Raw genomic sequence first — 21,045 nt, forward strand, 5'->3', positions numbered from 1 at the left:
GCCTGCGGACACCGCGCGCAGCGGGCCGAGCGCGGCGGCCCGGCGGGCCGGGAGCGCGGCGGCCGCGGCGCCCACGGCGAGCGAGAGGGCGGCGACCAGGGCGAGGGTCCCCCAGGGCGGGGAGAACGCGTACTGGGGAATGGCCCCGTTGGCGAGTCCGCTGACCTTCCACGCCCCGAACAGGCCGCCGGCCAGGCCCAGCAGGGTTCCGTAGGCGGCGACGGCGAGCGCCTCGAGCCCGATCATCCGGCGGATCCCGGCGCGGTCCACGCCGATCGCGCGCAGGACCCCGATCTCCCGGGTGCGTTCGGCGACGGACATGGCGAGGGTGTTGACCATGCCGAGGGCGGAGATGACCACGCCGACGGCGAGCAGTCCGAAGACCATGGTCATCAGGTCGCCCGCGACTCCGGCCTGTTCCCGGACGAGCGCGTCACGGTCCTGCACCTTCAGCAGGGGGCTGTTCTCGACGGCGCCGCGCAGCCGCTTCTCCATGCCGGATGCGCCCGCCTCGGTGCGGACGAGGACGCGCTGGACGGAGTCGCGCAGGAATCCGTGCTGCTGGACGTCGGCGCGGTCGGCGAGGACGTCCCGGGCGGTGGGGTTGTCCTCGTAGATCCCGACGACGGTGAAGGACCGGTCGCGGTCGCCCTGCCCGGGCCCGATGCTCCCGTCGATCCGCCCGCCGGTGACGAGCCGGTTCTCGCGGGCGAAGCCGCTGGACACGGCGATCCGGCCCGGTCCGATGGCGGTGGCCGAACCGCTGGTGAAGCGCAGCTTCATGACGGCCCCCACGGTCTTCGGGTCGACGCCGGAGACCGGGCGGGCGAGGGCCCCGGCCGAGAAGGTGGAGTCCGCGACGGCCGAGGCGGTGGACACTCCGGGCAGGGCGGCGATCCGCCGGACGGCGGCCGGGTCGACGGCGGTGGTGTCGCCCCGGGTGCCGACGACGTAGTCGGCGCTCAGTCCGGCCGCCGCCTGGGCGTCCAGGGCGCGGCTGGAGGAGTGCTCGATGACGGCGAGTCCGCAGACCAGGGCGGTGCTGATCATCAGGGCGACGGCGGTGGCCGCCGTACGCCGGGGGTCGCGCAGGGCGTTGTCCCGGGCCAGGTCGCCCACCACCCCGAAGCGGCCGGTCAGCCGGCCGAGCAGGCGGATCACCGGGCCCGCGAGGAGGGGGGCCAGCAGGATGAGTCCGGTCACCAGGACCGCGCAGCCGGCCATCGCGGTCCGCAGGTTGGCGTCCGAGGCGTGCTCGGCGCCGCCCAGGGAGACCAGCAGCCCGGCGCCGACGAGGAGTACGGCCGCCCCGGCGGCGCCGCGGACCCGCGACAGGGTGGCGGAGGGGGGCCGCTCGGCGGTGCGCATCGCCTCGACGGGGGCGATCCGGGCCGCGCGGCGGGAGGGCAGCCACGCCGCGAGGACCGTGACGCCGACGCCCACGGCCAGGGAGGCGACCACCGGGGCGGGGCCGACGACCAGCGGGCCGCTCGGCAGCGGATCGTCCGCGCCGCCGAGGACGTCGGGCAGGGCGGCGGCGACGCCCAGCCCGAGGAGGAAGCCGAGCGCCGAGGCGAGGAAGCCGACCAGGGCCGCCTCGGCGAGGACGGACGCGGTCACCTGCCGCCGGGTGGCGCCGATCGCGCGCATCAGGGCGATCTCCCGGGAGCGCCGGGTGACGAGCATGGTGAAGGTGTTGACGATGAGGAACGAGCCGATGAACAGCGACACCACCGCGAAGATCAGGGGCAGCCGGGCGTAGCTGCTGGTCCTGCTGTCGATGAAGACGGACTGCTGGGCGGCGAGGGCGGCCGCGGTGGTCGCCTCGGCCCGGTCGGCCGGCAGGAGGGCTCCGATGCGTCCGGCGAGTTCCTGCGGGGTGGTGCCGGGCGCCGCGGAGAGGTCGATGCCCGTGTAACGGCCCGGGGTGGCGAACAGTTCCTGGGCGGTGGCCCGGTCGAGTACGGCGAGGGTGCCGCCGGAGGTGACGCGGGGGTCGGTGGTGGAGACCATGCCGACCAGCTTCAGCCGCCGGACGGGGCCGTCGGTGGCCAGGGTGACGGTGTCGCCGAGGGCGTAGGAGCCGGCGTCGGCGGTGCCCCGGTCGAGGGCCACCTCGCCGGAGGTGCGCGGGGCGCGTCCGGAGGTCAGCGGGTAACGGGCGTCCTTGCCGTCGGGGCCGGGGATGTAGGCGGCGGCCGGTTTGCCCATGGCGTTGCCGGCGCGCAGCGGGGTGCCGTCCTTGGCGGCCAGGGTGGCCGAGCCGTCGACGGAGGGGCGGGCCGCGCCGACGCCGGGGACGGCGGCCAGCCTGGCCACCAGCGCGTCGTCGAGGACGGACTCGCGCTGGTCGGCGGGGGCGCCGAGGGGGTACTTGGGGTCCACGGTGACCGCGGTCCCGGCGTGGTCGCGCGCCATGGAGGCGCGGTAGGCGGCGGTGGTGGAGTCGGCGAAGACGAGTGAGCCGGAGATGAACGCGACCCCGAGGCAGACCGCGAGGACGGTCATGGCCAGACGGGCCTTGTGCGCGAGGGCGTTGCGCAGGGCTGTTCGCAGCATGGCGGGCTTTCGGGAGGTGTGGCGCGGCGGACGGGGCGGCACGACGGACGGGAGGAGGCGCGGCGGACGGGAAGAGGCGCGGCGGGACTCAGGAGGTGCGGCCGCGGGCGTCGAAGGCGAGCATCCGGTCGAGCACGGCCCCGGAGGTCGGCTCGTGGAGTTCGTCCACCAGGCGGCCGTCGGCGAGGAACACCACCCGGTCGGCGTGGGCCGCGGCCACCGGGTCGTGGGTGACCATCACCACGCTCTGGCCGAGTTCGCGCACCGAGTCGCGCAGGAAGCCGAGGACCTCCGCGCCGGCACGGGAGTCGAGGTTGCCGGTCGGCTCGTCGGCGAAGACGATTTCCGGACGGGACGCCAGGGCCCGGGCCACCGCCACCCGCTGCTGCTGGCCGCCGGAGAGTTCGGCGGGGCGGTGCGCGAGCCGGCCCGAGAGGCCGACCGTGGCGACGACGGTGTCCAGCCAGGCGGCGTCGGGCCGCCAGCCGGCCAGCCTCAGCGGCAGGGTGATGTTCTCCAGCGCCGTGAGGGTCGGCATCAGGTTGAAGCCCTGGAAGACGAAGCCCACCTTCTCGCGCCGCAGCCGGGTCAGCTGCCGGTCGTTCAGGGAGGACAGCTCGACCCCGCCGATCCGGGCCGAGCCCGAGGTGACGGGGTCCAGGCCCGCCATGCAGTGCATCAGCGTGGACTTGCCGGAGCCGGAGGGGCCCATGACGGCGGTGAACCGGCCCCGGGCGAAGTCCACGGAGACCGCGTCCAGCGCGGTGATCCGGGTCTCGCCCGTGCCGTACGTCTTGGTGAGGCCGCAGGCCCGGGCGGCCGGCTCCGGCGGGGCCGCGCCGGCGGGAGAAGGGGTTGCGGAGGGCGGGAAGGTCCGTGACATGGATCCATCGTCACGGCTCTGACCTGCGCAAACATCGCTCTCAAGGCGGGACTCGGCCTCTGCCGGAAGACAGGTGCCGGACACTCCGGCTCTACCGGAAGGCAGAGGTCCCGACCCGTCGCGCTCCGTCCCGCGGGCGGCTCAGGAGGCCAGGCCGGTCCGGTGGGCCAGCAGCGCCGCCTGCACCCGGCTGGTCGAGCCGGTCTTCTCGAGGATGGCGCCCACATGGGTCTTGACGGTGCCGGTCCCGATGCCGAGCCGGGCGGCGATGCCCTGGTTCGACAGGCCCTCGCCGAGCATGGCCAGGACCTCCCGCTCCCGGCCGGTCAGCCGGGCGACCCGGTCGTCCTCCGGCTGGCCCGCCGCGCCGCGCGGCCCACCGGCCGTCAGCATCCGGGAGATCACCGCCCCGGTCACCCCCGGGGAGAGCACCGCGTCCCCGGCGGCGGCCGCCCGGACCGCGCCGATCAGCTCCTGCGGCCCCTCGTCCTTCAGCAGGAACCCGGCGGCGCCCTCGCGCAGCGCCCGCACCACGTTGTCGTCGTCGCCGAAGGTCGTCAGCATCACCACGCGCGGCGCCGGGTCGAGGGCGAGCAGCGGCGCGATCGCGGCCAGCCCGTCGCGGACCGGCATCCGGATGTCCAGCAGGACGACGTCCGGGCGGTGCACGGCGGCCAGTTCGACGGCCTGCCGCCCGTCGGGGGCCTCGGCGACGACCTCGATCCCGTCGGCGTGCCGGAGGATCAGGCGGACCCCGGCCCGGATCATGGCCTCGTCGTCGGCGAGCAGGACCCGGATCGGTTCGGCGGGCTCGGTCACGGTCACGGGATCTCCCAGGGTGTGGCGTCGCGGACCGACGGGACGGTGAAGCGGTCGATGGCGACGAGGCGTTGCGCGGTGTCGAAGCAGTAGCGGGCGATGGTCAGGGAACCGGGGCGGGACTCGGTGGCTCCGTTGAACGGGTACACGCAGCCGGCCGTGCCGGGCGGGCGCGGCGGTTCACGGCCGGCGGCCGCGGCCCGGACCGCCGCGTTGTCGGTGACCCCGCTCCCCAGCACGTCGCCGTAGGTCATCCCGACCCGGGGCAGCGGGCGCGGCCCGGCGTCCTGGTGCGGGGCGGTGGCGTAGACGAAGAGGGTCCCGAGGGCCGTCAGCACGCTCAGCCCCGCCAGCCCGAGGGCCGGCGTCAGGGCCTGCGCGGTGCCGCGTTCCGCCGGGGCCGGCTCGGCGGGGGCGCCGTCACCGGTGCCGGGGACCGCCTCCCGCCGGGCGGGGGCCTCGCCCGGTTCGGCGGGCAGGACGGCCTCCACCCGGAAGCCGCCGGACGGCAGCGGGGCGGCCGCGAAGGTGCCGCCCAGCAGCTCCACCCGCTCGCGCAGGCCGGTGAGGCCGCGGCCGGTGCCCTGGTCCGGTGCGGCGGCGGGGACGGCGGGCGGGGCTCCGTTGCGGACGGTGACCCGAACGGTCTCCGCGTCGTGCGCGACGCTGACGGCGACGTGCGCCGCTCCTGCGTAACGGTGCACGTTGGTCAGCGCCTCCCGCACCACCCGGTGCACCGCCCGCCGCACCCCAGCCGGGCGGGCGTCGAGGTCGGCGCCCGTCCAGTCGAGCCGTACGGCGATGCCCCCGTCCCGGGACCCCGCCACCAGTGCCTCGATGTCGGCGCGGGTGCCGGTGGCGTCGGTGAGGGCCTCCGCCCCGGTGTCCCGGCCCAGCGGACCGAGCACCCCGAGGGCCTGGCGCAGCTCGCGCAGGGCGTCCCGGGTGGTCCGGCGGACCAGGACCGCCTCCTCGCGCAGTTCGGGGTCGGCGCGCTCCAGGGCGAGCTCCAGTCCGCCCGCGTGCAGGGAGATCAGGCTGAGCCGGTGCCCCAGCAGGTCGTGCATCTCGGCGGCGATCCGGGAGCGCTCGTGCGTGCGGGCCTCGCTGTCGGCGAGCCGCCGGGCCCGCTCGGCCGCGTCCCCGCGCTCGCGCAGGGCCCGCACCAGGCGCCGCTGCTGCCCGTACGCGGTGCCGACCAGGCCCGGGACGAGGACGGCGGTCGGCGTCAGGACCAGCCCGAGCGCCGGCCCGTACGGCAGGGGCCCCGGGCCGAGCCAGGGCGCGCAGAGCGTCGCGCACACCACCAGCAGGGCGGCCGCCGCCCCCAGCAGCCGCGCCCGGGTCCGCGCCCGCGCCGTCCGCCGGGCCACCGTGTACGCGGTCGCCGCGGTGACCGGGCCGACGCACGGGGCCACCCCGGTCAGTACGGCGAGAACGAGGAGGACGGGCACCGGGAAGCGGCGGCGCAGCGGGAACAGGCACCCGGCGACGGCCAGTGCGGGCAACTGGAGGTACGGGCGCGGGAGCACGCCGAGGGAGGCGACCACCAGCCACACCCCGAACCCGGCGAGCAGCACCCAGGCCGTCTCGGCCACCGCGCGCACGGGACCCCGGAGCGGACGACGGACCCGGAACGGAGATGAGCTCACCACGCTGACCAGTATCGATTCCGACACGCACGACGGCATGCGCCTCAGGGCCGATCCGCCCCTCTGCCAAAAGGCAGAGAACACCCCGCCGACCGCCGGGCACCGCCGGACCCTCGGCCGGGCGAGAGCGGCGACCGCCGCCACCGCCGCCTCTCCGCGAACGCCCGGCCTCGACCGCGCCGGACCGCCGCCGCGCCCCGGCGGTGACCGGCTCTCACCCCGGTCACGGTCGGTCACCGCCCGGGCAGATCTGAGCGACGGCCGTTCCGCTTCCGCGCCCGCCGACCTACGGTTACCAGTCATGCGGTTCCTCCCCCTGCGCGGCCGGCGCCTCGGCCTGCCCCGGCGCGCCGTCTCGCAGATCCTGCTCACCCAGCTGGCCATCGCCGCCGGGGTCCTCGTCCTGGCCACGGGACTCTTCCTGGCGCCCCTGAGCCACCAGCTGGACGACCAGGCGATGCGGCGCGCACTGGCGATCGCGCAGAGCACGGCGGCCGACCCCACCCTGGCCGCCGACCTGCTCGCCTCGGGCCCCACCGCCGACAGCCCCGTCCAGGCCGCGGCCGAGCGGATCCGCCGCGCGACCGGAGCCGAGTACGTGGTGGTCCTCGACCTGAAGGGGATCCGCCGCTCCCACCCCAGCCCCGACCGCATCGGACTGCCCGTCTCCACCGACCCCGCCGACGCCCTCGCCGGGCACGAGGTGATGGAGATCGACCAGGGCACCCTCGGCCGCTCCGCCCGCGGCAAGGTCCCCCTCCTCGCCGCCGACGGGGAGATCGTGGGGGCCGTCTCCGTCGGCATCGCCTACGACAGCGTCCGCGACCGGCTGCTCGGCGCCATCCCCGGCCTCTTCGCCTATGCCGGCGGCGCCCTGGCCGCCGGGGCGCTCGCCGCCTACCTCCTCTCCCGCCGGATCCAACGGCAGACCCGGGACCTGGCCTTCTCCGACATCGCCGGCCTCCTCGCCGAGCGCGAGGCGATGCTGCACTCCATCCGCGAGGGCGTGATCGCCCTCGACCGCGACGACCGGGTACGCCTCGTCAACGACGAGGCGGCCCGGCTGCTGGGCCTCGGCCGGGACGGCGCGGACGCCCTGGCCGGCCGCCCCCTGGACGAGGTCCTCGGCGCGGGCCGCACCAGCGACGTCCTGGCGGGCCGCGTCACCGGCCGCGACCTGCTGACCGTCCAGGGCCCCCGCGTCCTGGTGGCCAACCGGATGCCCACCGCCGACGGCGGGGCCGTCGCCACCCTGCGCGACCGCACCGAACTGGAGCACCTGAGCCGCGAGCTCGACTCCACCAAGGGCCTGATCGACGCCCTGCGCGCCCAGGACCACGAGCACGCCAACCGCCTCCACACCCTCCTCGGCCTCCTCGAACTGGGGCTGCACGAGGAAGCGGCCGCCTTCGTGACCGAGGTCGTGGGTGTGCACCGCACCACGGCCGAGCAGGTCACCGAGAAGGTCCACGACCCCCTGCTGGCCGCACTGCTGGTGGGCAAGGCCACCGTCGCGGCGGAGCGCGGCGTCCCGCTGCGCCTCGCCCCGGACTCCCTCCTTCCCGACCGCCTGGTGGACCCGGGCGGCCTCGTCACGATCCTCGGCAACCTCGTCGACAACGCCCTGGACGCGGCGGCCGGCTCCACCGCGCCCCTGGTCGAGGTCGGCATCCGCGCGGAAGGACGCACCGCCGTCCTCCGCGTGCGCGACAGCGGCCCCGGGATCCCCGCCGGACGCCGCGAGGAGATCTTCACGGAAGGCTGGTCGACCAAGCAGCCCGCGGCCCACCGCGAGCGCGGGCTGGGCCTCGCCCTCGTACGCCGCCTCGCGGAGCGGCAGGGTGGCAGCGCCCGGGCCGGCGAAGCAGAGGACGGAGGGGCGGAGTTCTCCGTCGTACTTCCGGAGGCCCTGCGGTGAAGGAGTCCCCGATCCACGTATTGGTCGTCGACGACGACATGCGTGTTGCCCGTATCAACGCGGCGTACGTGGCGAAGGTTCCCGGGTTCCAGGTGGTGGGCGAGGCCCATTCGGCGGCCGCGGCACTGGAGTTCTGCACCACCCGCCCGGTGGACCTGGTCCTGCTCGACCACTACCTGCCCGACGGGACCGGCCTGGACCTGGTGCGCCGCCTGCGCCAGCTGGGCCGGCACACCGACGTGATCATGGTCACGGCCGCCCGGGACCTGGCCACCGTCCAGGCGGCCATGCGGCTAGGCGCCCTCCAGTATCTGGTCAAGCCGTTCACCTTCACCGGCCTGCGCACCAAACTGGAGGCCTACGCTGCCCTGCGCCGCTCCCTGTCCGGCGGAGGCGAGGCCGAACAGGCCGAGGTGGACCGGATCTTCGGAGCCCTCGCCTCGGCCGACACCCCCAACGAGCTCCCCAAGGGGCACTCCCCGACCACCGCCGAGCTGGTCCGCCGGGTGTTGCGCACGGCGGAAGGCCCGCTGTCCACCCAGCAGATCGCCGACCGCGCCGGCATCAGCCGCCAGACCGCCCAGCGCTACCTGAAGCTCCTGGACCGCGCCGGCCGCGTCTCGCTGGCCCTGCGCTACGGCGAGACCGGCCGGCCGGAGCACCGCTACACCTGGGTCCCGTCGGGCGGCTCCTGAACCGCCGCCCGGCGCACCTCACACCGCTCCCGCCCCGGTCAGGGAACGGACCTCCGTCTGGGCGTACTTGCGCTCGTCCGGCTCCTCGGCGGAGGTGACCGTTCCCAGCCAGCCCGCCAGGAACCCGAGCGGGATCGACACGATCCCGGGGTTCTGCAGCGGGAAGTACTGGAAGTCCAGGCCGGGGAAGAGGGATCCGGGACTCCCCGACACCACCGGCGACAGGACCACCAGCAGCAACGCCGGCACCAGCCCTCCGTACACCGACCAGACGGCCCCCCTGGTGGTGAAGCCGCGCCAGAACAGCGAGTACAGCAGCACCGGCAGGTTCGCCGAGGCCGCCACCGCGAAGGCCAGGCCCACCAGGAAGGCCACGTTCATGTCCTGGGCGAGCAGCCCGAGGGCGATGGCCACCGCCCCGATCCCCACGGCCGCCACCCGGGCCACGGTCACCTCGCTGCGCTGCCGGGCCCGCCGCCGCCTGAGCGAGGCGTACAGGTCGTGCGCGACGGAGGCCGAGGAAGCCAGGGTGATCCCGGCGACCACGGCGAGGATCGTCGCGAAGGCGATGGCGGCGACGAGGGCGAAAAGCACGGCGCCGCCCGTGGAGCCGGCGCCCCCGCCGAGGAACCCGGCCAGCAGCGGGACGGCGGTGTTCCCGGAGGCACTGGACGCCCGCACCGCGTCGGGCCCCACCAGCGCGGCCGCCCCGAGCCCGAGCACGATGGTCATCAGGTAGAAGCCCCCGATCAGCCCGATCGCCCACACCGCCGACCGGCGGGCGGCCCGCGCGGTCGGGACGGTGTAGAAGCGGGACAGGATGTGCGGGAGCCCCGCCGTCCCCAGGACCAGGGCCAGGCCCAGGCTCATGAAGTCGACGCGCGCCGTCCAGTCCCCGCCGTACTTGAGGCCGGGGCTCAGGAACCGGGCCCCGTGCCCGCTGCGTTCGGCGGCGGTGGACAGGAGCTGGTCGACGTTCCCGTGGAAGCGCAGCAGGACCAGCACGGTGAGGGCGATCGCCCCGCCGATCAGCAGGACGGCCTTGACGATCTGGATCCAGGTGGTGGCCCGCATCCCCCCGAAGGCAACGTAGACCACCATCAGCGCGCCGACCCCGACGACCGTCAGGGTCCGGGCGCCGGGGCCGGTGTCCGACAGCAGCAGTCCCACCAGGCTGCCCGCGCCGACCATCTGCGCGACCAGGTACAGCACCGAGACCACCACCGAGGAGGTCCCGGCGGCGATCCGCACCGGCCGCTCGCTCATCCGCGCGACGACGACGTCGGCGAGGGTGAAGCGGCCGCAGTTGCGCACCAGTTCGGCGACCAGGAACAGCACCATCAGCCAGGCGACGAGGAAACCGATCAGGTACAGCAGCCCGTCGTAGCCGAAGAGGGAGATCAGCCCGGAGACCCCGAGGAAGGAGGCGGCGGACATGTAGTCGCCGGCGATGGCGAAACCGTTCTCCATGGGAGAGAACAGCCGGCCGCCCGCGTAGAACTCCTCCGTCGAGCCGTGCCTCCTGCGGCTGACCCAGGTGGTGATGCCGAGGGTCACGGCGATGAACAGACTGAACAGGATCAGCGTGAGCGTCTGGTGTTCGGAGGTCACCGGCCCTCCCCCCGCCCGCCACGGCCGCGCTCCTGGCCGCGTTCCCGCTCGAAGACGGTCCAGCGCAGGTCGAGGGCGGCGCTGTCCCGGCGCAGCCGCGCGTGCCGGGCGTAGGCCCAGGTCAGCAGGAAGGTGCTGAGGAACTGGCCGAGGCCCGCCAGCAGGGCCACGTTGACCGAGCCCACCACGGGCCGCGCCATCAGCCCGGGCGCGGTGGTGGCCGCGACCACGTAGGCGACGTACCAGAGGAGGAATCCGGCGGTCGCGGGGACGACGAACCTCCGGTACCGGCCCCGGACCTCCTGGAAGGCGGCGCTGCGCTGCACTTCCAGGTAGATGTCGGAGGCGCCGGGGGCACCTCGGTCCGCCGTGGGCCCGGGCTGCGGGAAGGGTTCCGCTCCCTCGCCCCAGCCCACGGCCAGGGCGTCGTACCAGGGGTCGTCCAGCCGGATCGTTCCGGCTTCACGACCTTCGTCCTTGTCCACCGAACTCTCCTTGTCCGTCGCCGCATCGGCGGCGTGCTCACAAGGATGTGCCGAATGGTCGCTTTCCGGACTGATGTCCTGGCGCTCTTCACTCCATCAGGTGAGGGGAGGGAAGAACGCCGGACACCGGAGAGCCGGATCAGGCGTCGATGCGCGAGCGGTCCAGGGTCGCGGCCGAGCTGGTGATGAACTCCTTGCGCGGGGCGACCTCGTTGCCCATGAGGAGGTCGAAGACCTGCTCCGCCGCTTCCAGGTCGCCGATGTTGATCCGCCGCAGGGTGCGGTGGCGCGGGTCCATCGTGGTCTCCGCGAGCTGGTCGGCGTCCATCTCGCCGAGGCCCTTGTAGCGCTGGATGGCGTCCTTGTAGCGGATGTTCTTGCGCTGGAACTCCAGCAGCGTCTGGCGCAGTTCGTTGTCCGAGTACGTGTAGACGTACTTGTCCTGGCCCTTCTTGGGCTGGACCAGCTCGATCCGGTGCAGCGGCGGAACGGCCGCGAAGACCCGGCCCGCCTCGACCATCGGCCGCATGTAGCGCTGGAAGAGGGTCAGCAGCAGGGTGCGGATGTGGGAGCCGTCCACGTCGGCGTCGGTCATCATGATGACCTTGCCGTACCGGGCGGCGTCGATGTCGAAGGTCCGACCGGAGCCGGCTCCTATGACCTGGATGATCGCGCCGCACTCGGCGTTCTTGAGCATGTCCGAAACCGAGGACTTCTGGACGTTGAGGATCTTGCCGCGGATCGGCAGCAGCGCCTGGAACTCGGAGTTCCGGGCGAGCTTGGCCGTACCGAGGGCGGAGTCGCCCTCGACGATGAACAGCTCGCTGCGGTCCACGTCGTCGCTGCGGCAGTCGGCCAGCTTGGCCGGCAGCGAGGAGGTCTCCAGTGCGGTCTTGCGGCGCTGCGCCTCCTTGTGCTGACGGGCCGCGATCCGGGTCCGGGCGGCCGCGACGATCTTCTCCATCACGGCGCGGGCCTGCTGCTTGTCGTCGCGCTTGGTGGAGGTCAGGAAGGCCTTGAGCTCCTTGGCGACGACGGCGGCGACGATCCGGGTGGCCGCGGAGGTGCCGAGCACCTCCTTGGTCTGGCCCTCGAACTGCGGCTCGGCGAGGCGGACGGTGACGACCGCCGTCATGCCCTCCATGGCGTCGTCCTTGACGACGTCGTCCTCGGCGACGCGCAGGAGCTTGGCGGAGCGCAGCACCTCGTTCACCGTCTTGGTGACCGACCGCTCGAATCCGGCCACGTGGGTGCCGCCCTTGGGGGTGGCGATGATGTTCACGAAGGACTTGAGATTGGTCTCGTACCCCGTGCCCCAGCGCAGGGCGATGTCCACGCCCAGCTCGCGGGTGACCTCGGTGGGGGTCATGTGACCGCGGTCGTCGAGGACCGGGACGGTCTCCTTGAAGGTGCCCGAGCCGCTGAGCCGCAGCACGTCGCAGACGGCCTTGTCCTGGGCGAGGTAGTCGCAGAACTCGCTGATGCCGCCGTCGTAGCGGAACGTCTCCTCCGTCTTGCCCGCGCCGTCGATGGCCCGCTCGTCGCGGACGACGATGGTCAGTCCGGGCACGAGGAAGGCGGTCTGGCGGGCGCGCTGGTAGAGCGTCTCCAGGGAGAGCCGGGCGTCCTTGAGGAAGATCTGGCGGTCGGACCAGTACCGGATCCGGGTGCCGGTCTTCCCCTTCGCGACCCGCTTGCCCTTGCGCAGGCCGCTGCCCGGGTCGAAGGGGGAGTCGGGGCCCTCCTCGGTGAACGTGCCGGGGACGCCGCGGCGGAAGCTGATGCTGTGGGTGGTGCCGCGGTCGACCTCGACGTCGAGGCGGGCCGACAGGGCGTTGACCACGGAGGCGCCGACGCCGTGCAGACCGCCGGAGGCCGCGTACGAGCCGCCGCCGAACTTTCCGCCGGCGTGCAGCTTGGTCATGACGACCTCGACGCCGGACAGGCCGGTCTTGGGCTCGACGTCGACCGGGATGCCGCGGCCGTTGTCACGGACCTCGACCGAGGCGTCCTCGTGGAGGACGACCTCGATGTGGTCGCAGTAGCCGCCCAGGGCCTCGTCGACGGAATTGTCGATGATCTCCCAGAGGCAGTGCATCAGGCCTCGGCTGTCGGTGGAGCCGATATACATGCCGGGGCGCTTGCGGACGGCCTCGAGGCCTTCGAGGACGAGCAGGTGCCGCGCGGTGTAGTTGGAACCGTCCCGGTCTGCTCCGGACAGCAGCGCGCTGGAAGGCACGGACGTGTCGGCGGTCACGCAGTTCGCTCCTCGCTGAATTTCTTTTCTGGCCCGCTGGGGCGCGGGGGTGGCTCGGTCGCCCGTCGAAGGGTACCGAGGCCTGGTAGAGCCGATGCAACGCCACCCTCGCGCGTTCCACAGCCTAGTGCAGATCCGCACGGATGTTCGATCCCCCGTGAGGGTGAAGCAAACATCACGTTCCCTTCCAGGCATGAACCATTTAGGGTTCGGGCACGTCCTCATCAACATCCGGCACTCAGCCGGGGAGGACGAGAACTGCTACAAGCGAACGACTGACAACGCGAAACCGTAAAGCAACGCAATACGGCTCCTTCGCCGCCAACCGGCAGCAGCCGGCCAGCTTCGGAAGGAAGTTTCGAGGAAAAGCCGCGAGCGGGAACGTTTTCGGCCTGGTTGGATGTTGACCCTGGTACGACAGCTCGTCGAGCTAGAGAAGAGGCGACGTGACTACTGTTCTGACACCCGCGACCCCGCTGACGGCCGCTGACCGATGCGACCGTTGCGGCGCCCAGGCATATCTGCGCGTCGTCCTCCTGAGCGGTGGTGAACTGCTCTTCTGCGCCCACCACGGGCGTAAGTTCGAGCCGGAACTCAAGAAGATCGCCGCGGAAATACAGGATGAGACCGAGCGGCTGACCTCCGCTCCGGCCGCCCACGCAGCCGACCCCGAGGACCGCTGACACAGGCCTGACCTCGCATCCGACGAGCCAGGACCGGCAAGGCCGGTCGACGGGCGGCACCTCTGAGACCCAGAGGCGCCGCCCGTCCTCATGTCCGAGACCCTCTCCGAGGCACTTCCACGCCCCGAACGACCGGACTCCCGGCCCCCAGGCCCCCCGTGCGGGCCGTACGGGGGGCCTGGAGCCCCGGAGACGGCCCCGGAGGTGCCCTTAGACCCCGCCCGGCCCCCGGCCCTTCTGGGAGCCGCTCACGAAGTCGATCAACGGGGCGATCCGGGTGTACACCCCCGGGCTGTCGGCGCGCCCGCAGCCACGCCCCCAGGACACCAGCCCGATCAGCCGCCCACGGGCCACCAGCGGGCCGCCGCTGTCCCCCTGACAGGCGTCCTTGCCGCCGGACCGGTCGCCCGCGCACACCATGGAGTCGGCCCGGTACCGACCGTCCGCATCACCCGGGTACGCCCGCCGGCAGACCTCGTCGTCCAGGACGGTGACCTGCGCCGCGCGCAGCCCGTACGCGTAGTCCCCGAAACCGCTCGTGTCCCCCCAGCCGTACACCGCCGCTCCGGTGCCGGCCTCGTAGCCGGGGTGGCCCTGCCCGGCCATCGGCAGCACGTGGTCCGCCGGCACGGCTTCGGCCAGCTCCAGCACGGCGAGGTCGCCGGCGTTCGTCCCGGGGTCGTACGCGGGGTTCACCCGGGCCGCACGGACCGCGATCTCCCGCCCCTCGGGGGCGCGCAGCTCCGTACGGCCGGTGATCACCCGGAAGTCGGCGACGGAGTCGACCGGTCCACCCAGCACCTGCCGGCCGAGGCAGTGGGCCGCCGTCACCACCGTCGTCGGGGCCACGAGGACACCGCCGCAGAACTGCCCGTCACGGATACCCCCGAACCGGTCACGGCTGGCGAGGGCCACGACCCACGGACTGTCGGCCACCTTCACCGGCTGCCCGCCTATGACCACGCTGTCCGCCGCCGCCGTGGGCGCCTGGGCCAGCGGCGCCACGGCCGCTCCCGCCACCAGGGTCAGTGCGCCCGCCAGGGCACGGGCGATGGGTCGACGCATGGGGCCTCCTGACTCCGAGTGTGCATGACTCCACCCAGAGTGGGATGCCCGGTGGCCGCGCGCACCCGCGCGGCCACCGCCGTGGGCCCCTGCCGGTCCGGTCAGTCCAGGTAGTCGCGCAGCACCTGGGAGCGCGACGGGTGGCGCAGCTTCGACATGGTCTTGGACTCGATCTGGCGGATGCGCTCGCGGGTGACCCCGTAGACCTTGCCGATCTCGTCGAGGGTCTTGGGCTGGCCGTCGGTCAGCCCGAAGCGCATCGAGACGACGCCGGCCTCGCGCTCGCTGAGCGTGTCGAGCACCGAGTGGAGCTGCTCCTGCAGGAGCGTGAAGCTGACGGCGTCGGCCGGGACGACCGCCTCGGAGTCCTCGATCAGGTCGCCGAACTCGCTGTCGCCGTCCTCGCCCAGCGGGGTGTGCAGGGAGATCGGCTCGCGCCCGTACTTCTGGACCTCGATGACCTTCTCGGGGGTCATGTCGAGTTCCTTGGCCAGCTCCTCCGGGGTGGGCTCGCGGCCCAGGTCCTGGAGCATCTGGCGCTGCACGCGGGCCAGCTTGTTGATCACTTCGACCATGTGCACCGGGATGCGGATGGTGCGGGCCTGGTCGGCCATGGCGCGGGTGATCGCCTGCCGGATCCACCACGTCGCGTAGGTGGAGAACTTGTAGCCCTTGGTGTAGTCGAACTTCTCGACCGCGCGGATCAGGCCCAGGTTCCCTTCCTGGATCAGGTCCAGGAAGAGCATGCCGCGGCCCGTGTAGCGCTTGGCCAGGGAGACCACGAGGCGGAGGTTGGCCTCCAGCAGGTGGTTCTTGGCGCGGCGGCCGTCCTCGGCGATGATCTCCAGTTCGCGCTTGAGCTTGGGCGCCAGCTTGTCGGAGTTGGCCAGCTTGTCCTCGGCGAACAGGCCCGCCTCGATGCGCTTGGCGAGCTCGACCTCCTGCTCGGCGTTGAGGAGGGGGACCTTGCCGATCTGCTTGAGGTAGTCCTTGACCGGGTCGGCGGTGGCACCGGCCACCACGACCTGCTGGGCGGGGGCGTCGTCCTCGTCGTCGGAGATGACGAAGCCCTTGTTCTCCCCGCCCTCCTCCTCTTCCTCGGCCTCGGCCTTCACCGCGTCGGGACCCTCGTCGACGGCCTCTTCGTCGCCCTCGTCCAGGTCCTTCTTGGCGGCGGTCTTCTTGGCCGCGGTCTTCTTCGCGGCGGCCTTCTTCGCGGGCGCGGCCTTCTTGGCCGCCGTCTTGCGGGCCGCGGTCTTCTTCGCGGCGGGCTCGGCCGGCGGTTCCTCGGCGAGGACGTCGGCGGTGTCGGGTTCCGTCGGCGCGGCCTCCGCCGGGGCCTCGGCCACGGCCGGGGCGGCAGCCGGTTTGGCGGCGACCGGCCTGGTCGTCGTACGCTTGGCGGGGGTCTTCGCTGCGACGCTCTTGCGTGGGGTGCGCTTGGGCGACTCTGCGGCACTGACCATCAGCGTCACACCCTCTTCCTCGAGGATCTGGTTGAGGCTGCGCAGGGCATTCTTCCACTGGGTCGCAGGAATCTGGTCAGCCTCGAAGGCCCGACGCACGTCATCGCCGGCGATCTGCCCCTCGGCCTTGCCCCGCTCGATGAGCGCCATCACAGACTCGGATTCGGCGATCTCCGGCGGGAGCGTACGGGATGTGCTGGCCGACACGAACAACCTCTCGGAACGATGGGAACGGGTTCCGACCCCGGCCTGGTGCTGGACCGGAGCCGACGACCACCGACTGGGGATGGGCCGGGGCGCGGGCAGGGGCCGGGGAGCTGCACAGCACCCCAAGGGCTGCTGTTTCCCTCCGTCGGCCATCACCGCTTAGGTCATCGCGTGACGTCGCAGAGCGTTACGCCCAATCTTCGTGGTCCAAGTCACACAGGGGTTCCGGCCACCCCTCGCACCCGGGTGTCGCGGGGCCCCAAGAACGGGCCCGGCGACCGGTGCAGCACCCCCACGCCCCCGTGCGCCGGGGGGTCAGTGTTCGCGCGGGGCGGGCACCACGCGCTCGACCTCCGGATGCACCGTCAGGAGCTGGCGCATGGCGCTCTCGGCGCCCGCGCCGTCGCCGGTGGCGAGGGCTTCGACCATCCGCGCGTGGTGGGCCACGCAGGTCTCGCTGGGGCGGTCGCAGGAGGTGATGGGGCTGCCGGACACCTGGAGGGCGGCGGAGACGATCCCCGACAGGTGCTCCAGCATGCGGTTGCCGGCGACCTGGATCAGCAGCGCGTGGAACTCGTTGTCGGCGCGGGCGAAGGTGATCGCGTCGCCCTGTCCGAGGGCGTGGCCCATGATCTCGACCATGTCGGAGAGGCGCTGCTGGACGTCGGGGCGGCCGTGGCCGGCGGCGAGGCGGGCGGCGAGGGGCTCGATCGTCCAGCGGAGCTCGTTGAGCTCGCGGCGCTGGTCGTCGCGCTGGGGGCCGAAGGCGCGCCATTCGATGATGTCGGGGTCGAGGAGGTTCCAGTCGGCGACCGGACGGACCCGGGTGCCCACGTTGGGCCGGGCGCTGACGAGGCCCTTGGCCTCCAGGACGCGCAGCGATTCGCGGACGACGGTGCGGGAGACCTCGAAGCGCTGGCCGATCTCCTCGGGGACCAGGGGGCGGTCCGCGCCGAGGTCGCCGGAGACGATCATCTGGCCGAGCTGCTGGACGAGTTGGCCGTGCAGCCCGCGGCCACGGCTGCCTGCCGCTCGGCGGCCCACACGGCTCAACTCCACGTCGGCGCCGTCCCAGTGGGGCGGACCGACCCGCTCGGCGGCGGTGGCCTCCGCGTAGGGGTAGCGGTCGAGTTCGCCCGGGCCGGCGAGGCCGGTGTCGGCATGGCGGGCGGCGGTCATCATGGTGTGCGCAAGGGTACTCACGAATCCTTTGTCGGCCGTGCCTCCACCGCCCTTGAGGTCTTTGGTGAAAAGCACACGAAAGGGTGATCGGTGCCACCTACGCAATTGACGACTTATCGTAAAGAACCGGGCCTTTTGCGGGGAGTTGCGGTCCGCTTCGGGTGATCGGGAGCGAAGCGGACTTCTCCGGTCTCCCCGAAGTCGGCTACCGCATCGGAACGATCACCAACGGACCCGACCGCGCAGTCCTGTGAACCCATAGGCGCACAACAGGACCATCAACGACAACACCAGTCCGGCTCCCACGGGTTGGACCATCACCCGGAAGGCCCCCAGGACGTAGCGGTCCGTCTCCGCGGGCCACGGCGCCGAGGCCAGACCGCGCAGCCGGGAGGCGAACCCGTGCACGGGGTACGCGGACGGGCCCTCCAGCGCCTTGCGCACCAGGGGCACCACCATCACCGGTACGGCGAGCACGGCAGCCAGGCCGGCCGAGGCGGAACGGAACACCGCGGAGGCGAGTACCCCGGCCCAGGCACAGCCGACCAGCAGCCCCGCCCAGCTCGCGGCGGGCACCACCCACTCCGACCAGGTGCCCAGCGGGGCGCGGCCGAAGACGAGGCGGAGGGCGGCGGCGTCGGCGGCCGTGGCGAGGGCGCCGAGCAGCAGGGCCAGGGCGGCGCAGACGCCCAGCTTGGCGGTGAGCAGTCCCAGGCGGCGCGGGACGGTTCCCCGGTCGGCGGCGAGGGCGGGGTAGCGGTACTCCTCGCCGTAGGCCAGGGCGCCGAGCAGTCCCGCCCCGAGGGCGGCGGGGGGCAGCGGAACCAGTTCGGGCCAGGCGGCGAGGACCCGGTCGCGCGGGGCCTGCCCGGCCCGGGCGAGCACCAGGGCGGTCAGGGCGGAGACGGCGACGACGAGGACCGTGGTGAGGAAGGGGGCGGCGGTGCCGAAGACGCGGCGGAGCTCGTAGCGCAGGGGCCGGAGCGGACCGCCCACGCGGCGCACCGCCGAGACGGGGGCCTCGGAGCGGGCGTGCGCGGGCCGGGCGGCGGGAGCCGGGCCCTCCTCGGCCTCAGCCCCGGGAGCGGGCCAGGACACGGCCTCGGCGCCCGGCACGGCCCGGAGCCCCGCGGCGGGGGCGGAGGCGGTGCGCGGGTCGGTACGGGGGTCGGACGGGAGGGCGGCGTCGGGGCCCGTGGCGGTGCCCGCTCCGGCCCGGACGGGGGCCGCGGCCTCGACGCGCGCGTCCGCCCTGCCCGCCGGTGCTCCGGCCCCGGTGCGGGCCTGCGGTACGGGCGGGACGGGGGCTCCGGCGTCCCCTGTCTCGTCGGCGAGCTGGTGGACGAGGACCCCGTGCCGGAACGCCGCCTCACCGATCTCGGCGCAGTTGCTGCCGTACACGGAGAGCCGGCTGCCGCTCTCCTCCACGATCTCCACGGGGCGGTGCGCGGCCCGGGCCTCGCGTCCCAGCACGTCGGCCAGCCGGGCGGCGTGCGGGGTGCGGACGGCGACCCGCGGGCGCAGCCGGGTGCGGGCGAAGTCCGCGGCCTCCTGGTCGGCGACGAGCCGGCCCGAGGCGATGGAGACGACCCGGTCGGCGCTGCGGGCCGCCTCCTTGGCGTCGGCGGTGGTGAACAGCACGGCCCCGCCGAGGGAGGCGTGGCCGCGCAGCAGCCCGTGCAGCCAGGCACGTTCGCGGGGCTGGAGCCCGGCTGCGGGCTCGTCGAGGAGCAGGGTGCAGGGGTCGGCGAGCAGGGCCGCGGCCAGTCCGACGCGGCGGTCCATGCCGGCCGAGAGCGAGCCGAGCCGCTGGTCGCGCAGGCCCGCGATGCCGACGACCTCCATCATGGTGTCCGCCCGGGAGGCCGGGACGCCGACGGCGGCGCAGAGCATCCGCAGCTGGCCCCGGACCGTCCTCGACGGATGGCCGGGCACGTCGCCGAGCAGTACGCCGACCTCACGACCGGGATGCGGGATCCGGTGCAGCGGACGGCCGCGGAAGTAGGTGATGCCGCGACCCGGTTCGAGTTCGAGCATGAGCCGCAGGGCGGTGGTCTTGCCCGAACCCGGCTCGCCGAGCAGGGCGGTCACGCACCCCGGGCGGGCCTCGAAGGTGAGGTCGTCCACGAGGGGCGGCAGATCTCGACGGGGTGTGCTGGTGAGTCCGATGGCCTGGAGCATCGCTTCTCTCGCAGGGTGTGAGACCGCTCAGCGGCAGGGTGAGTACCGCATGCAAGATAACGCGATATGTCCGATTTTCTCGGCAACCGGCCCGAGTGAGGTCCGGCAGTGCCGCCGTCCGGGGCAGCCCCGGCCGGCCCCGGACCGGTAGCGGCGGCCACGCCTGCCGTGACGGCGGGTCAGACCTCCGGCCGCAGCATCGGCGGGTTGAGCAGGGTGGCGCCGCCAGCCCTGAACAGCTGGGCGGGCCTGCCGCCCTGACGGGTGGTCGTCCCCCCGGCGGGGACGAGGAACCCGGGGGTCCCGGTGACCTTGCGGTGGAAGTTGCGCGGGTCGAGCGCCACGCCCCACACGGCCTCGTACACCCGGCGCAGCTCGCCGACGGTGAACTCGGGCGGGCAGAAGGCGGTGGCCAGCGAGGAGTACTCGATCTTCGAGCGGGCCCGCTCGACGCCGTCGGCGAGGATCCGCGCGTGGTCGAAGGCCAGGCTCGTGACGGTCTGGTCGGGACCCTCCAGGAGCTCGTCGACGGGGGCCCAGCGGGCGCTGTTCGCGTCGCCGCCCGCGCGGGGAGCCGGCAGGTCGGGGGCGAGCACCAGGTGCGCCACGCTGACCACCCGCATCCGGGGGTCGCGCTGCGGGTCCCCGTAGGTGGCGAGCTGTTCGAGGTGCGCCCCGTTGTCGACGCCGGGAGAGGCCGGGTCGTGCGCGCACAGCCCGGTCTCCTCGGCGAGTTCCCGCGCCGCGGCGGCGGAGAGGTCCTCGTCCCCGCGCACGAAGCCGCCGGGCAGCGCCCAGCGTCCCTGGAACGGCTGTTCTCCCCGTCGTACGACCAGCGCGCAGAGCGCGTGGCGCCGCACGGTGAGCACGACCAGGTCGACGGTGACGGCGAAGGGCGGATAGGCCGACGGGTCGTAGGGCGACATGCCGCGATCATAGTCGTCTCCCTGACGATAAACAGCGCTTTCGTGATCCCGAGGACGGTGATCTGGAACCCAGTCCGCAGCCTCGCGATCAGGCGGGCGCGTCGCCCGGCCGGGATCTCACCCTCCCAGTTGGAGCTCATCGGCGGCCTCCTCCACCATGCCGACGCCGAGCCGGCTGATCCGGACGGTGAACGGCTCCCCCGCCACCCGTAGCCCTGCCAGCCGCAGGGCGCCGAGGGGGGCGCCCGCGGGCGGGGTGACGGCGACCGTTCCCGCGGGGGCGTCGGGGCGGATGCCCGCGAGGGCGGTCAGCGCGTGGATCCCCGCGGCGGCGGCCACGGCCGCGGGCCGGCAGGCAGCCGGATGCGGGAGCGGGGCGCTGCCGGCGGTGCGCTGCTCCGCGGCGTACATCTCAGGCAGCCGGTATCCGAAGACCTCCGCGGCGTCCAGCAGACC

At 73.7% G+C, this 21,045-nt stretch carries 15 protein-coding genes and 1 pseudogene; 3 read left to right on the forward strand and 13 right to left on the reverse strand.

Annotated elements, in window-relative coordinates; genetic code table 11:
* From ACFVXK_RS27505 to ACFVXK_RS27520, 4 genes are all read right to left on the reverse strand, one after another.
* On the reverse strand, positions 1-2,559 hold a 2,559-nt coding region (locus ACFVXK_RS27505), incomplete at its 3' end, for an ABC transporter permease (protein WP_389616252.1).
* 88 nt (positions 2,560-2,647) lie between these two features.
* Positions 2,648-3,442 carry an ABC transporter ATP-binding protein gene (locus ACFVXK_RS27510; RefSeq protein ID WP_389616256.1) on the reverse strand — a complete coding sequence of 265 codons (795 nt, stop codon included), beginning with the start codon at positions 3,440-3,442 and terminating at the stop codon, positions 2,648-2,650.
* Positions 3,443-3,583: 141 nt separating this feature from the next.
* The gene (locus tag ACFVXK_RS27515) at positions 3,584-4,261 is read right to left on the reverse strand and encodes a response regulator (protein ID WP_389616288.1); all 678 of its coding nucleotides are present in this window, start codon (positions 4,259-4,261) and stop codon (positions 3,584-3,586) included.
* Positions 4,262-4,263: 2 nt separating this feature from the next.
* Positions 4,264-5,952: a sensor histidine kinase gene (locus ACFVXK_RS27520; RefSeq protein ID WP_389616259.1), complete on the reverse strand. Its 1,689-nt coding sequence runs from the start codon at positions 5,950-5,952 to the stop codon at positions 4,264-4,266.
* Between the two features lie 262 nt (positions 5,953-6,214).
* Between ACFVXK_RS27520 and ACFVXK_RS27525 the strand changes: the two genes are divergently transcribed.
* Positions 6,215-7,831, forward strand: coding sequence for an ATP-binding protein (locus tag ACFVXK_RS27525; RefSeq protein WP_389616262.1), 1,617 nt, complete (start codon positions 6,215-6,217; stop codon positions 7,829-7,831).
* Between the two features lie 38 nt (positions 7,832-7,869).
* Positions 7,870-8,526, forward strand: a complete 657-nt coding sequence (locus ACFVXK_RS27530) for a response regulator (RefSeq protein WP_389616291.1) — start codon at positions 7,870-7,872, stop codon at positions 8,524-8,526.
* A gap of 18 nt (positions 8,527-8,544) precedes the next feature.
* Here ACFVXK_RS27530 and ACFVXK_RS27535 read toward each other — a convergent pair whose 3' ends face one another.
* The 3 genes from ACFVXK_RS27535 to ACFVXK_RS27545 form a co-directional block, all read right to left on the reverse strand.
* On the reverse strand, positions 8,545-10,137 hold the full coding sequence (locus tag ACFVXK_RS27535) for a cation acetate symporter (protein ID WP_389616265.1): 1,593 nt from the start codon (positions 10,135-10,137) through the stop codon (positions 8,545-8,547).
* Positions 10,134-10,622: a DUF485 domain-containing protein gene (locus tag ACFVXK_RS27540; protein WP_389616267.1), complete on the reverse strand. Its 489-nt coding sequence runs from the start codon at positions 10,620-10,622 to the stop codon at positions 10,134-10,136. Before ACFVXK_RS27540 ends, ACFVXK_RS27535 begins: the two co-directional genes overlap by 4 nt.
* Positions 10,623-10,761: 139 nt before the next feature.
* Positions 10,762-12,879 (reverse strand): type IIA DNA topoisomerase subunit B, encoded by a 2,118-nt coding sequence (locus ACFVXK_RS27545; protein WP_389616270.1) that lies wholly within the window; start codon positions 12,877-12,879, stop codon positions 10,762-10,764.
* A gap of 446 nt (positions 12,880-13,325) precedes the next feature.
* Here ACFVXK_RS27545 and ACFVXK_RS27550 point away from each other — a divergent pair, with 446 nt between their 5' ends.
* A complete protein-coding gene (locus ACFVXK_RS27550) occupies positions 13,326-13,562 on the forward strand; it encodes a hypothetical protein (RefSeq protein ID WP_351880652.1) in 237 nt (78 codons plus the stop codon).
* A gap of 210 nt (positions 13,563-13,772) precedes the next feature.
* Here the strand turns inward: ACFVXK_RS27550 and ACFVXK_RS27555 are convergent, their stop codons facing one another.
* The 6 genes and pseudogenes from ACFVXK_RS27555 to ACFVXK_RS27580 form a co-directional block, all read right to left on the reverse strand.
* The gene (locus ACFVXK_RS27555; RefSeq protein WP_389616273.1) at positions 13,773-14,627 is read right to left on the reverse strand and encodes a serine protease; all 855 of its coding nucleotides are present in this window, start codon (positions 14,625-14,627) and stop codon (positions 13,773-13,775) included.
* A 101-nt stretch (positions 14,628-14,728) separates the two neighbouring features.
* A complete protein-coding gene (locus ACFVXK_RS27560; RefSeq protein WP_389616276.1) occupies positions 14,729-16,306 on the reverse strand; it encodes an RNA polymerase sigma factor in 1,578 nt (525 codons plus the stop codon).
* A gap of 309 nt (positions 16,307-16,615) precedes the next feature.
* Entirely contained in the window at positions 16,616-17,503 is an 888-nt protein-coding gene (locus ACFVXK_RS27565) for a FadR/GntR family transcriptional regulator (RefSeq protein ID WP_389616279.1), read from the reverse strand.
* A gap of 201 nt (positions 17,504-17,704) precedes the next feature.
* Positions 17,705-19,663, reverse strand: a complete 1,959-nt coding sequence (locus ACFVXK_RS27570) for an ATP-binding cassette domain-containing protein (RefSeq protein ID WP_389616282.1) — start codon at positions 19,661-19,663, stop codon at positions 17,705-17,707.
* Between the two features lie 179 nt (positions 19,664-19,842).
* A complete protein-coding gene (locus ACFVXK_RS27575) occupies positions 19,843-20,589 on the reverse strand; it encodes an NUDIX domain-containing protein (protein ID WP_389616285.1) in 747 nt (248 codons plus the stop codon).
* Positions 20,590-20,706: 117 nt separating this feature from the next.
* Positions 20,707-21,045 (reverse strand): annotated as a pseudogene (locus ACFVXK_RS27580) (glycogen debranching protein); the annotation flags it as partial.

This window comes from Streptomyces sp. NPDC058157 (assembly GCF_042884105.1).
In the GTDB taxonomy this organism is placed as follows: domain Bacteria; phylum Actinomycetota; class Actinomycetes; order Streptomycetales; family Streptomycetaceae; genus Streptomyces.

Excerpts from the sequence above, each read along its gene's own strand:
- ACFVXK_RS27510 (WP_389616256.1), bottom strand. The coding sequence starts at position 3,442 with ATGTCACGGACCTTCCCGCCCTCCGCAACCCCTTCTCCCGCCGGCGCG.
- ACFVXK_RS27520 (WP_389616259.1), bottom strand. The coding sequence starts at position 5,952 with ATGCCGTCGTGCGTGTCGGAATCGATACTGGTCAGCGTGGTGAGCTCA.
- ACFVXK_RS27525 (WP_389616262.1), top strand. The coding sequence starts at position 6,215 with ATGCGGTTCCTCCCCCTGCGCGGCCGGCGCCTCGGCCTGCCCCGGCGC.
- ACFVXK_RS27530 (WP_389616291.1), top strand. The coding sequence starts at position 7,870 with ATGCGTGTTGCCCGTATCAACGCGGCGTACGTGGCGAAGGTTCCCGGG.
- ACFVXK_RS27555 (WP_389616273.1), bottom strand. The coding sequence starts at position 14,627 with ATGCGTCGACCCATCGCCCGTGCCCTGGCGGGCGCACTGACCCTGGTG.
- ACFVXK_RS27570 (WP_389616282.1), bottom strand. The coding sequence starts at position 19,663 with ATGCTCCAGGCCATCGGACTCACCAGCACACCCCGTCGAGATCTGCCG.
- ACFVXK_RS27575 (WP_389616285.1), bottom strand. The coding sequence starts at position 20,589 with ATGTCGCCCTACGACCCGTCGGCCTATCCGCCCTTCGCCGTCACCGTC.